We start from the raw sequence: 11,887 nt of genomic DNA, 5'->3' as shown, positions 1-11,887 counted from the left end.
CCGATGGTGTTCTGGATCTCAGTCTGGAACTTACTTGCCCGCGTGGCGTTTTCTGCCGGTGGCGTGAGTGACCTGCGTTTCATGGTCGCCTTCAATCACCACTTTACGCTGATTAGAAAGCTTGTAGTTCAGTCCCAGAATATGGCGTGCCTGACGGTTCGATTTCATGTTAACTCCTCAATCCTGTTGATAGTTTTAAGGACCAGTTTGCTTACGCAAACGAAATGTAACCCCTTAGGTTGCTGATCCAGCTTAGCAGGTTTTTACAAGGGTGCGTTTTGCCCGCTGACTACGTAGTTAATGGTCTGCTGGTAGATGTCACTGAGGATGTCATTATCTGTGGATTCCACCCACCTGGTCAGTTCCATCAAAATGTCATCTTCAGTCACAGCACCGTGCTCGGCGTGAAGACCCTGCGCAATCGCGTTAACGAGTTCAGGTTGTGCTGCTGCGGTATTAGCCGGGTAATAAGTAAACATGCTGCCTCCGTGTCGTTGTCTGTTTAATGGTACGGCTCGCAAAAAATTTAATTCATAAACAGAATGGCAAATATTTTCCCGGTTGTGGCTCAGATTCATCTTAGAAATAAAAATGACATAAGTGTATGCTTTTGTGTGCTTTTGAAATGTGGGGGGGTAAATTGAAGTGGCGTTGAGAGGATATTATAACGGTGCTCCTGCTATCACGAAAATATAGCAGGAGCAGAGTTTACATTACCACTTCATTTCGCCGGTATTCACCTTGGCGCTTAATTCCAGCGAGCTCTCTTCAGCCAGGTTCGGATACTGTTTTTTCAGGGTGCTGATGACGCCTGCAGAATCTTTATGAACGGATAAGGCCTTTTCAAAGCGCTGCAGATAGTCACGGGTAAAATCAATCGCACCCGCGCCGGCTGGCGGGGTACCCAGATAGTGACCCGGGATCACGCGCTCGGGTTTGTGCGCCGCCATATTTACCAGCGTTTCCTGCCACTGCTTACGGCTTGCCGCCGTCTGGGTGTCAGCCGTCCAGACGTGGATCCCCCAGGCTACCCCGGTGCCGCCGAGGATGGTTTTCGCTGACGGGATCCACACATAGGCCGCGTAGCTGTCAGGCTCTTCGATATCGATCTTTTCCCCGTCCACCATAAACGTGGTGGAGGCGAGCACCTGCGGGACGACCAGCTCCGTTGGCGCGCCGTCTTTCATCTGCGGACCCCAGAAGGCGAGCTTGGCGTCTTTGGTGGCCTTGATGTGGTCAACCACGTGCTGCGTGGCCACCACTTTGGCGTTCGGGAAGGCTTTGACCAGCGGCTGCAGGCCAAAATAGAAATCCGGATCGCCGGAGGTGATCACAATCTTGTTCAGGGTCTTACCGCTTTGACGAATTTTCTCTACCAGCGCTTCGCCATCCTTCACGCTGAACTGCGCGTCAAACAGCACAGCCTCTTTCGGGCCGGAAACCAGCGTGGAGGAGACCGCGAAAATGCCTTTCTCCTGCGGGTTATAGGTATCAATGCTCAACGGCGCGGCAAAAACAGCCGGCGTGATAAGGGTGGAAAGCAGGGCAAGGTGAGTGAATTTCATGCTGTTGTCTCTGTTGTTCAGGAATGTCTCTATTGTACGGATATTCGCATTTGCCAGAATTCCTGAAACAGGACATGCTTAGTTTCATAAATCGAGCAAATGGAGCTTATATGGATCGCGTTATCGCCGCTCAGGTCTACAACCGGATATGCGAGCTGGGAAGCTTGAGCGCGGCGGCCCGCGCGCTGGGCATTTCCCGACCGATGGTGAGCCGCTACCTTGAACAAATGGAAAAGTGGGCGGGAACGCGGCTGGTAAACCGCTCCACGCGCAAGCTGACGCTGACCGCGGCAGGGGAAAAGGTGCTGCAAAAAACGCGGACGCTCTCGCAGATTTCGCAGGAAATTGAAGGCCAGTCGGAGAAAGATCTCCCGTCCGGCACGCTGCGGGTGGCCTGCGCGCACTTTACCGCGATGCACCTGATTGCGCCGGTACTGCCCGGTCTGCTCTCGCGCTACCCACAGTTGCGCATTGAGCTGGACGTGAATAACCACCCGGTCAGCCTGGTGGGAGAGCGCATCGACGTCGCCGTGCGCATTACGGATAACCCTGAACCCGGCATGATTGCCCGCCGGCTGGGGGAATGTCGCTCGGTGCTTTGCGCCTCGCCGGACTATCTGGCGCAGCACGGTACCCCCGTCAGCCCCGAAGAATTAGCGCAGCACAACTGCCTGCACTACAGCTTTTTCGCCGGGCAGTCCTGGCACTTCCTGACGCCGGAAGGCGAGAGCCTGAGCGTGGCCGTCAGCGGCAACCTGAGCGCCAGCATCTCTTCGCTGCTGATGGATGCGGCGATTAAGCACTGCGGTATCGCTATGCTGCCGGAGCGTGAGGCGCGAACCGCGCTGGCGCAGGGAATACTGGTGCCGGTACTGGAGACACTGGAGCCGAAACCGCTGGCCATCCATGGCATTTATCAGTCCCGTGAATACCAGCCTGCCGCGCTGCGGGTGTTCCTTGACGCGCTGGCGCACCATTTACTCAGTGACTAAAACTCGTCTGTCTTGCCCGCAGAATCCGGACAGCCTTCTATACTTAACCCTTTGTAAGCCAAAAGGAGAGCAAGAATGACTATTCATAAGCACGGTTCGGCACACTGGTCTGGCGACATTAAGCGCGGAAAAGGAACGGTTTCCACCGAGAGCGGCGTTCTCAATCAGCAGCCTTATGGCTTTAACACCCGCTTTGAGGGTGAAAAGGGGACCAACCCGGAAGAGCTGATCGGCGCGGCACATGCGGCCTGTTTTTCGATGGCGCTGTCGCTGATGCTCGGCGAAGCGGGTTATACCGCTGACTCTATTGATACCACTGCGGACGTCTCACTGGATAAGACCGACGGCGGCTTTGCTATTACGAAGGTTGCCCTGAAAAGCAAGGTGACCGTTCCCGGCATCGCCCCGCAGCAGTTCGACGGTATTATTCAGAAAGCCAAAGCGGGCTGTCCGGTATCGCAGCTCCTGAAGGCTGAGATTACGCTGGACTATAAACTTAACTAAGCCACAGCCGGGTTTACGCCCGGCTACCCTTCAGCGCGGCGGGAAACACCTCCGCCAGCCACGCAATAAACACCTTAAGACGGTGCGTCAGATGCCGGTTCTGAGGGTAAACCACATGAAACGGATAGGCGGCAGGGCGCCAGTCGCTCAGGATCGCCGTCAGCGTACCCGCCTGTAAATACGCGTTTGCCGAATACTCAAATGTCTGCACAATGCCCAGCCCCGCCGCAGCCGCCGCCAGGTGAGCATTACTTTCGTTTACGCCGAGATAATGCGGAATATTGATTTCCAGCGCCTCGCCGTTTTTTCTGAAGCGAAACGGAAATGCCCGCCCGGTGACGGGCGAAAGGTAGCTGATAAGCTTGTGGCCGTTGCACAGCTCCTGCGGATAGGCCGGAACGCCATGGTTTTTCAGGTAACCCGGCGTCGCGCAGGTGACCATTTCGGCGTTGCCAATATGGCGGGCGATGAGGGTCGAGTCGTTCAGCGGGCCGCCGCGGATGACGCAGTCTACGTTACCGCTGATAAGATCCACCGGACGATCGGCTACCCCAAGATCGATGCGGATTTCCGGATAACGCTGCATAAAATCCGGAAGCCGAGGGATAAGAACGTCCCGGGCGGTGGAGCCGCCCACGTCAACCCGCAAATGCCCTTTGGGCGTCGCGCGGGAAACGCGAAACGCGGTGTCGATATCTTCGATATCTATCAAGATCCTGAGCGCTTTTTCATAGTATTCCATCCCTTCCGGCGTCGCGACCACCCGACGAGTCGTCCGGTGCAGGAGTCGTATCTCCAGATGCGCCTCAAGCGATTTCACCAGCTTGCTCAGGGTGGCGATGGGCATGTTCAGCGAGTCCGCCGCGCGGGTAAAGCTGCCGGTTTCCACCACCCGGGTAAAAGCGCGCATCGCCATGAGCTGGTCCATTAGGCTCCCCTGATTATTTCTGTATGTGAATAGTCATTTTCATTTTTGCCGGTTTTTCACTAATCCTGCAAGGGCTAAAGTTTGTCCAACGCAAACCCAACAAAAGGTAAATGACATGAACACGACTCTCTCAGGAAAAATCGCATTGGTCACCGGCGGCAGCACCGGCATCGGTCTTGCCACGGCGCAGGAGCTGGCGGCCCAGGGCGCGAAGGTGTACATCACCGGACGACGTCAGGCCGAGCTGGACGCGGCGGTGGCTGAAATCGCTTCAACGGCAGTGGGCATTCGCGCTGACGTGTCAAAACTGGCGGACCTGGACGAGGTCTATGCCCGGATAGCCAAAGAAGAAGGCCGCCTCGATATTCTGTTCGCCAATGCGGGTGGCGGCGATATGCTGCCGCTGGGCGCGATAACCGAAGAGCAGTTTGACCGGATTTTCGGCACCAACGTCCGCGGGGTGCTGTTTACGGTACAGAAGGCGCTGCCGCTGCTCTCCGCCGGATCCTCAATTATTCTGACCGGCTCGACGGTGTCCATTAAGGGGACGGCAAACTTTAGCGTCTACAGCGCCAGCAAGGCCGCCGTGCGCAACTTTGCCCGCTCCTGGGCGCTGGATTTGCAGGGCCGTGGGATCCGCGTCAACGTGGTGAGCCCGGGTCCGATCAAAACCCCTGGTCTCGGCGATCTGGTGCCGGAAGAACATCGTCAGGGGCTGTACGACGCGCTGGCCGCTCAGGTGCCGCTCGGCCGTTTAGGCGCGCCGGGTGAGGTGGGTAAAGCGGTGGCGTTTCTGGCCTCCGACGCGGCCAGCTTTATTAACGCCACGGAGTTGTTCGTGGACGGCGGGATGGCGCAAATTTAACCCACACTGCGCCAGCAGCGGACGTCACGGCCCTCGTGAGAGGGCTGTAACGGCTGGGGACGCTCACACCCCTGCGTTGCCATCGGACAACGGTCGCGGAAGAAACAGCCTTCGGGCAGGCGGCGGTTGCCGGGAAGCTCCGTTTTGCGTAAGGCCAGCGTCTCATCCAGCGGTTCACCGGTGCGGGGAACAGAGTCGAGCAGCAGACGGGTGTAAGGATGGCGCGGCTCGCCAAGCACCTGCGCGGCGCTACCCAGCTCCACAATCTGCCCAAGGTACATCACCGCCATGCGGTCGCTCATGTGCCTGACCACCGAGACGTTATGTGAGATCAACACGTAGGTCAGATTACGCTTCTGTTGCAGGGTCACCAGCAGGTTGAGGATTTGCGCCTGCACGGAGATATCCAGCGCGCTGGTGGGTTCATCGAGCACGATGATATCCGGATCGGACGAGAGCGCCCGGGCGATGGCAATGCGCTGGCGCTGCCCGCCGGAGAAGGCGTGCGGGAGTCGGTCGAGATATTCCGGGCGAATGCCCACCTGCAGCGCCAGGTTTTCAGCCAGCTGACGGCGCTCGCGCTCGCTGCTGCGCTTTTGTACCCACACCGGCTCGGTGATGATGCGCCAGACCGGCAGGCGCGGGTCGAGCGAGGAGAGCGGATCCTGAAACACCATCTGCATGCCGCCCGCGTGGTGCGTCCGCTGGCAGGCACCGGTGCTGGGCTTAAGCATGCCCATCAGCAGCTGGGCCAGCGTGCTTTTCCCGCAGCCGGACTCCCCGACAATGCCAAGCGTCTCTCCCCGACGGATTTCAAGGTCGAGCCCGTTGAGCGCATGGACCTGTTCCGTCACGCGACCCAGCCAGTTTTTGCGCGCCGCAAAGTTCACGTGCACGCTATCCAGTTCCAGCAGTACATCAGACATGGTGTTTCTCCCGTTGTGGATACCAGCAGGCAGCCTGTTGGCCTTCTGCGCCATGGGGCTGCAGGCGCGGCGTTTCGCTGCATTTCGCCCCGGCGGCAAAGCAGCGTTCGCGGAACGCGCATCCCTGCGGAAGCTCGCTGAGGTTGGGGACCGTGCCGGGGATGGCGGGAAGCGGGGCGCGCGGCTGGCCGTTTTCCGGCGCGCACTGCAGCAGGCCGATGGAATAGGGATGAACAGGCTGATGGATTAGCGTTTGCGTGGCACCGCTCTCGATCACGCTGCCCGCATACATCACGTACATTCTGTCGCAGAGCTGGGACACCACGGCCATATCGTGGCTGATAAACAGCACCGAGGTGCCGCTGGCCCGCGCCTTGTGCTTCAGCAGGCGCAGCACCTGCAGCTGGACGGTGACGTCCAGCGCGGTGGTCGGTTCGTCGGCGATAATCAGCTCCGGCTCGCAGGAGAAGGCAAGGGCGATCATCACCCGCTGGCGCATCCCGCCGGACAGTTCAAACGGATAGCGCGCCATGACCTGTTTCGCGTCCGGGATTTGCATCTCTTCCAGCAGGGTAATCGCCTTCTGCTGTGCCTCATGCCGGGAAAGCGGCTGATGCTGGCGGATCACCTCCACCATCTGTTTGCCAATTCGCCGCGTCGGGTTGAGGGCAGTCATCGGCTCCTGAAAAATCATCGCGACCTTTGCGCCGCGCCACTGGCGAAGCTGCTTCTCGGACGCCGTCAGGACGTTTTCGCCGAGTAACTTAACCTGACCATGATGAATGCGGTAGCTGCCCTCCGGCAGCAGCCGCATGGCGAGCATGGCGGTCACCGACTTACCCGATCCCGACTCGCCCACCACGCCGACAATTTCGCCCCTGCCGATCTCCAGCGAGACGTGGTTCAGCGCGTGGACCTCGCCGCGAAAAATCGGGAAGCTCAGATGCAGGTCTTCAATACGTAATACCGGTTCGGTCATTACTGTTTCCCTCCCGATTTCGGATCCAGCAGATCGCGGATACCGTCGCCAAACAGGTTAAAGCCCACGGCGGTTATCAAAATCGCCGCACCGGGAAACGCGCAGTACCACCACTGGTCCAGAACGTAGTTACGGCCGACGGCCACCATCGCGCCCCATTCGGCGGTCGGCTGCTGCGCCCCCAGGCCAATAAACCCCAGCGTGGCGGCCATCAGGATGGCGCTGCCGATGTCCAGAGACGCCTGCACAATCAGCGGCGGCAGGGCGTTGCGCAGGATATGCCAGCGGATCAAATGCCAGCGGGAGGCGCCAAAGGTGCGGGCGGCCTGCACGTAGGTAAACTGGCGCACCACCAGGGTTTGGCCGCGTGCCAGGCGGACGTAAAACGGGATGCGGACAATCGCAATCGCCAGCATGGCGTTAAACAGGCTCGGACCGAGCGCTGCGGCCAGCGCCATGGTCAGCACCAGGGAGGGAATGGAGAGCATAATGTCCATCACCCGCATGATGATGGCGTCGCCGCGCCCGCCCAGTACGCCGGACAAACAGCCCAGCAGCGAGCCAATGCCGCCCGCAATCACCACGACCGCCAGCCCAGCGGTAATCGACTGCTGGCTGCCCGTCAGCACGCGGCTGAACAGGTCACGACCTACCTCATCAGTACCAAACCAGTGTTGCGCAGAAGGCGCCTGCAGGCGGGCGGTCAGATCCAGCGCGTTCGGGTCATGCGGGACTATCCAGGGTGAGGTCACCATCAGAAAGAGCATCGCCATCATAATGACGCCGCCAACGATCGTGAGCGGGCTTTGACGCAGCATCCAGAACAGCTTTGCCCAGTTGATGCGTTGTCTGGCGGTTTTAACCGGGACGGGCGTTTCCTGCGTTAACATCATTCGGCACCTCCGCGCCCGATTCGCGGGTCAATCCACAGGTAAAGCAGATCGACCACCAGATTAACCAGCACGTAGGCCAGCGAAACAACGACGGCAAAGCCCATCACGGCAGGGAAATCGAGCGCCTGAATGGAGGTCACCACCCAGGCGCCCATGCCCGGCCAGGCAAAGACGGTTTCGGTCAGCACGGCGCCGTACAGCAGATCGCCCAGCGCCAGCCCGAGCACGGTAATCGATGGGATCATCGCATTCGGCAGGGCGTAGCGCAGGACGATATACCAGCCGGGCAGGCCGCTGGCGCGCGCGGTGCGGATATAGTCCTCGCTAAGCTGCTCCAGCATCGCGGAACGGACCTGACGCGCCACGATGCCCAGGTGAACAAACGCCAGCGTCAGCGAGGGCAAAATCAGGTGCTGCAGCGCATTGAAAAAGACCTCTCCGTTACCTTCCAGCAGTGCGTCCAGCAGATAAAAGCCGGTGACGTGGGCAGGCGGGTCGAGCCAGTCGTCCAGCCTGCCGCCGCCCGGCAGGATCTGCAGATTCCCGTAGAACAGGACAATGACGCCCAGACCGAGCCAGAAGGCCGGCGTGGAGATCCCGGTCATCGCCATTAAACGCACCAGATGATCCAGCCAGCGGTTGCGGTAAACCGCCGACAAAATCCCCAGCGGCACGCCGATGACCAGCGCCAGCACCAGAGAACAAAAGGCCAGCTCCAGCGTGGCGGGGAAAAAGGCCTTCAGGTCTTCAGCGACCGGACGTCCGGTACGGATGGAGGTGCCTAAATCACCGTGGGCCAGGGCGTCCACGTAGCGGCCAAACTGTATATACAGCGGCTGATCCAGCCCTAACTGCTGGCGGATGTTCTGCACGATTTCGTCGCTGGCGCGATCGCCGGCCAGCAGACGGGCCGGATCGCCGGGGATCAGGTGTGAAATAATAAAAGTGATAATACAGACACCGGCCACCACCAGGAGTAACCCCCAGCAGCGCTGGCGCACGATGCTCCAGAACGTCATACACTTTCCCCCGGCGAGAACCGTTATTTACTCATGGTGGCGATGTTGAACACCTGCTCGAGCATCGGATTAAAGGTGAAGCCTTTGACCTCTTTGTTCATCGCCAGCTGGTAATTCTTCTGGAACAGATAAACGTAGGCCGCCTCGTCGATGACCACCTTTTGCGCCTGCTGATAATCTTTGGTGCGTTCCGCCTGGTCGGTGGTTTTCAGCGCCGCCTGCAGCAGGGAGTCGACCTCTTTGTTCTCATAGAACGAACGGTTGCCCGGCAGCCCTTTTTTGTCCGATTCGAACCAGTAGTTCATGAACATGTACGGGTCGGCAAAGTCCGGGCTCCAGTTGCCGATGGCAATGTCGTAATCGCCTTTGCCGACGCGGTCGCGCATGGTGGCGTTGGCCAGTTTTTCCAGCTTGACGTTAATGCCGATCTTGCCAAGGCTGGCCTGTGTCGAGAGGGCGATAGGCTCCCAGTTCGGATCGTTGTCTGAGTAGAGGAAGGTCAGGCTGGCGGGCTTATCTTTGACCTTCTCCAGCGCCGCTTTGGCTTTGGCCTCGTCAAAGCTGTACTGCATTGCCGTGGCGTCAAAGCCCCACATGCCTTCCGGGATCGGGCCGCGCATCTGCTTGCCGTTGCCGCTCAGAATGCCTTTCACCATCCCCTGATAGTCCGTCGCCCAGGAGACCGCGCGGCGTAAATCGACCTGATTGAGCGGCGGTTTGCTGTTGTTGAGATAGAGGTAAGTCACGCGCAGGGACGGGTATTCGGCGACGGCGACTTTCCCTTCCTGCTTCAGGGCCGACAGCTGATCGACCGGCAGGGAGTCGGCAATGTCCAGGTCACCGCGGGAAAGCTGCAGACGACGCGATGCGCTCTCACCGATAATTTTTACCGAGACGCGCTTGAAGTGTGGCTTCTCACCCTGCCAGTGGGGGTTTGGCACCAGCACCAGCTGCTGGCCTTTCTGCCAGCTCTTCAGCATAAACGGTCCGGAGCCGGCGGTGTTTTGCGCCAGATAGCCGCGCGCATCGTCCGCGGCATTGGCCTTCAGCACCGTCGGGTTAATGATGGAGGCGCCGTCGTTCGCCAGGGTGTAGAGGAAAGGCGCGAACGGCTGGCTGAGGGTGAACTTCACCGTATGCTCATCAACGGCATCAATTTTCAGATCTTTCGGGAAGGCTTCGGATGGCCCCTGGCTGAGCTTCAGCAGGCGCTCAAAGGAGAGTTTGACCGCCTCGGCGGTGACCGGCGTGCCGTCGGAGAATTTGGCGTTATCCGCCAGGGTAAAGGTCCACTCTTTCTGGTCGTCGGACGCCTTCCAGCCCGTCGACAGATCGCCTTCCACCTCGGTAGAGCCTGGCTTGTACTTGACCAGACGCTGGTAGGACGGATAGGTGACGGTCCAGTCGTTGTTATCAATGGTGATGGCCGGATCGAGCGTTTGTGGGTCAGCGGCTTTACCGATCGCCAGCATGTCTTTCGGGACGGCAGCCAGCGCCAGCGGGGCACTCAGGGCCAGCGTGGCGGCGATCAGCGTCGAGATAAGCGATGTTTTCATGGCAGTGCTCCAGGTTTAAAGAGGGGTGTGCGTCAGTGGAAAACAGGCAAAACGGTCGTCAAGCAGCGGGTAGCTGGCGGCATTCGGCAGTTCAAAGTGCCACCATTCGCTGCTGATACCCACAAAACCGCCGCCAAACATGATGGCGTTCAACAGCAGACGGTTGCGCTGGGCGTGCGGCGGCACGGAGGGGTGATACGGATGCGATCGGTCATGCATTTCGTCAAAACCGGCCCCCATATCCAGCTCGGCGTTATGTTCATCCATCAGGGTAACGTCGATGGCCGTGCCGCGGCTGTGATTGGAGCCAATCGCCACGTCGACCACGTATTCCGGGTTCGGACAGGCATCCCACAGCTGAGCCTGCGCCTGCTGCGGCCGATAGGCGTCGTAGACCACCAGCTTCAGACCGGCCAGAGAGGCAATGCTGATGGCTTTTGCCAGGGCGGTGGCCGCGTCGGTATGCAGCAGGCACAGCGCCTCCTGATAGATCGGGCGGCCGGTGATGTTGTCGGCGGTGGCGTACTTCAGATCGATATGCAGCGTGGGAAACGTCTTCGCCACATCAATCAGTTCACTCTCTTCGGGCATAGCTCCGCTCCTTTAGCGTTCGAATTGACCAAACTCTTGTTGTAATTGTCGGTTTACCGCCAGACGCGCCGGGAGCGCCTCACCCAGCGCTTCCACCACGCCCGACAGCAGCAGGTTGAACAGACAGCTCACGGGGGCAAGTGAATCCCAGAAATGACCGGTATCGGTTTTCACCTGCAGTAAATCAATCGGATAATCCCGCGCCCACGGGCACCAGATATCGGTGATTAAGGCCAGCGGAATGCCTTTCTCGCTCGCGACGCGGCAGTACTGTCGGGCCATCGTGGAGTAGGTACGCGTATCGGTCAGCACGACATAAGGGTGCGCAAACCCCGAGTTCAGGGATTCCACCCAGCTGCCGGATGCCCCTTCGGAGTAACTCACCCGCGGGCGGAGGTATTCAAGGTGACTGAAGAAGGCGTTGGCGATCCCGCGCGTGGACTGGATCCCCAGCACAAAGACCGCGTCCGCGTGGGCCAGATGGTGCACCACCTGACGAAAAGCGTCCGTTTGCGCCAGCTGATACACCTGCGTAATGGCGTCCACTTCCAGCGACAGGGCGTGCTGAAGGCGGTTGGGCAGGGGGCGCTGCTGCTGCCAGGAGTCGAGGCGCTCGTTCATGCCCCAGGGCTGGTAAGGATCGCGCAGGCTCTTTTTGGCATCCTCCAGGTTGCGATACCCCAGCTTGCGCAGTAAGCGACCGACGGTAATTCCGCTGGTCCCGCTTGCCAGCCCGACGCTCTCCGCCGTTTCAAACGGGATTTGCGCGGCGTGCGCCAGCAGCCAGCTCCCGACCCGCTTTTCGCTGGGTGTCAGCTGGCTGAAGGTCGCTTCGATACGGCTCAACATCTCAGGTTTCGTCGTCATACCGCCTCGCTGTTAACAGGCTGTCAATGGCCGAAATTGTGTTACCTGGTTAACAATGCATGACGCGTGCCATGTTCACAGGAGGGCGAAAACCCGCTGCGCAGTAAACTTCATGCAATATTTGGTTAACCAATGATCAACATTTGTGCAGCGTAGTTCACTTTTGGTGCACTGGCTGACCGGACAGGTATGAATTTGGTGA

14 protein-coding genes are annotated in these 11,887 nt (G+C 59.2%); 3 read left to right on the top strand and 11 right to left on the bottom strand.

Annotated features, from left to right (window positions below; genetic code table 11):
* Positions 1 to 30: 30 nt before the first annotated feature.
* From sra to OTG14_RS07770, 3 genes are all read right to left on the bottom strand, one after another.
* Positions 31 to 168, bottom strand: coding sequence for a stationary-phase-induced ribosome-associated protein (gene sra, locus OTG14_RS07780; RefSeq protein WP_008501714.1), 138 nt, complete (start codon positions 166 to 168; stop codon positions 31 to 33).
* 95 nt (positions 169 to 263) lie between these two features.
* Complete coding sequence (bdm, locus tag OTG14_RS07775) at positions 264 to 479, bottom strand: biofilm-dependent modulation protein (protein ID WP_008501713.1); 216 nt, start codon at positions 477 to 479, stop codon at positions 264 to 266.
* A 234-nt stretch (positions 480 to 713) separates the two neighbouring features.
* Complete coding sequence (locus OTG14_RS07770; protein ID WP_267214860.1) at positions 714 to 1,565, bottom strand: Vmh family MBL fold metallo-hydrolase; 852 nt, start codon at positions 1,563 to 1,565, stop codon at positions 714 to 716.
* Between the two features lie 110 nt (positions 1,566 to 1,675).
* On the opposite strand from OTG14_RS07770, the gene OTG14_RS07765 reads away from it, so the two are divergent.
* Together OTG14_RS07765 and OTG14_RS07760 are read left to right on the top strand one after the other, a co-directional pair.
* Positions 1,676 to 2,557 (top strand): LysR family transcriptional regulator, encoded by an 882-nt coding sequence (locus OTG14_RS07765; protein ID WP_048992329.1) that lies wholly within the window; start codon positions 1,676 to 1,678, stop codon positions 2,555 to 2,557.
* A 75-nt stretch (positions 2,558 to 2,632) separates the two neighbouring features.
* Positions 2,633 to 3,061, top strand: coding sequence for an OsmC family protein (locus tag OTG14_RS07760; RefSeq protein ID WP_023311893.1), 429 nt, complete (start codon positions 2,633 to 2,635; stop codon positions 3,059 to 3,061).
* 13 nt (positions 3,062 to 3,074) lie between these two features.
* On the opposite strand, the gene OTG14_RS07755 is transcribed toward OTG14_RS07760, so the two are convergent.
* Positions 3,075 to 3,989 carry a LysR family transcriptional regulator gene (locus tag OTG14_RS07755; RefSeq protein WP_248271978.1) on the bottom strand — a complete coding sequence of 305 codons (915 nt, stop codon included), beginning with the start codon at positions 3,987 to 3,989 and terminating at the stop codon, positions 3,075 to 3,077.
* 115 nt (positions 3,990 to 4,104) lie between these two features.
* Between OTG14_RS07755 and OTG14_RS07750 the strand changes: the two genes are divergently transcribed.
* Complete coding sequence (locus OTG14_RS07750) at positions 4,105 to 4,854, top strand: SDR family NAD(P)-dependent oxidoreductase (protein ID WP_008501706.1); 750 nt, start codon at positions 4,105 to 4,107, stop codon at positions 4,852 to 4,854.
* Here OTG14_RS07750 and OTG14_RS07745 read toward each other — a convergent pair.
* Genes OTG14_RS07745 through OTG14_RS07715 form a run of 7 tightly spaced genes read right to left on the bottom strand, consistent with a single transcriptional unit; the run spans position 4,851 to position 11,685 of the window.
* The gene (locus OTG14_RS07745) at positions 4,851 to 5,780 is read right to left on the bottom strand and encodes an ABC transporter ATP-binding protein (RefSeq protein ID WP_267214859.1); all 930 of its coding nucleotides are present in this window, start codon (positions 5,778 to 5,780) and stop codon (positions 4,851 to 4,853) included. The two genes, OTG14_RS07750 and OTG14_RS07745, sit on opposite strands and share 4 nt — an antisense overlap.
* Positions 5,773 to 6,759 carry an ABC transporter ATP-binding protein gene (locus tag OTG14_RS07740; protein ID WP_248271981.1) on the bottom strand — a complete coding sequence of 329 codons (987 nt, stop codon included), beginning with the start codon at positions 6,757 to 6,759 and terminating at the stop codon, positions 5,773 to 5,775. Before OTG14_RS07740 ends, OTG14_RS07745 begins: the two co-directional genes overlap by 8 nt.
* On the bottom strand, positions 6,759 to 7,652 hold the full coding sequence (gene ddpC / locus OTG14_RS07735; protein WP_157189223.1) for a D,D-dipeptide ABC transporter permease: 894 nt from the start codon (positions 7,650 to 7,652) through the stop codon (positions 6,759 to 6,761). Before ddpC ends, OTG14_RS07740 begins: the two co-directional genes overlap by 1 nt.
* Positions 7,649 to 8,671 (bottom strand): ABC transporter permease, encoded by a 1,023-nt coding sequence (locus OTG14_RS07730; RefSeq protein ID WP_267214858.1) that lies wholly within the window; start codon positions 8,669 to 8,671, stop codon positions 7,649 to 7,651. Before OTG14_RS07730 ends, ddpC begins: the two co-directional genes overlap by 4 nt.
* Positions 8,672 to 8,694: 23 nt before the next feature.
* Positions 8,695 to 10,227: an ABC transporter substrate-binding protein gene (locus OTG14_RS07725; RefSeq protein WP_267214857.1), complete on the bottom strand. Its 1,533-nt coding sequence runs from the start codon at positions 10,225 to 10,227 to the stop codon at positions 8,695 to 8,697.
* A gap of 15 nt (positions 10,228 to 10,242) precedes the next feature.
* The gene (gene ddpX, locus OTG14_RS07720) at positions 10,243 to 10,818 is read right to left on the bottom strand and encodes a D-alanyl-D-alanine dipeptidase (protein WP_267214856.1); all 576 of its coding nucleotides are present in this window, start codon (positions 10,816 to 10,818) and stop codon (positions 10,243 to 10,245) included.
* A 12-nt stretch (positions 10,819 to 10,830) separates the two neighbouring features.
* Entirely contained in the window at positions 10,831 to 11,685 is an 855-nt protein-coding gene (locus tag OTG14_RS07715) for a MurR/RpiR family transcriptional regulator (protein ID WP_267214855.1), read from the bottom strand.
* Positions 11,686 to 11,887: the final 202 nt, after the last annotated feature.

Origin of the sequence: Enterobacter pseudoroggenkampii (assembly GCF_026420145.1) — a bacterium.
Lineage (GTDB): Bacteria > Pseudomonadota > Gammaproteobacteria > Enterobacterales > Enterobacteriaceae > Enterobacter > Enterobacter pseudoroggenkampii.
Note: the sequence above shows the minus strand (reverse complement) of the source record. Positions and strands in the feature narration are given on the sequence as shown.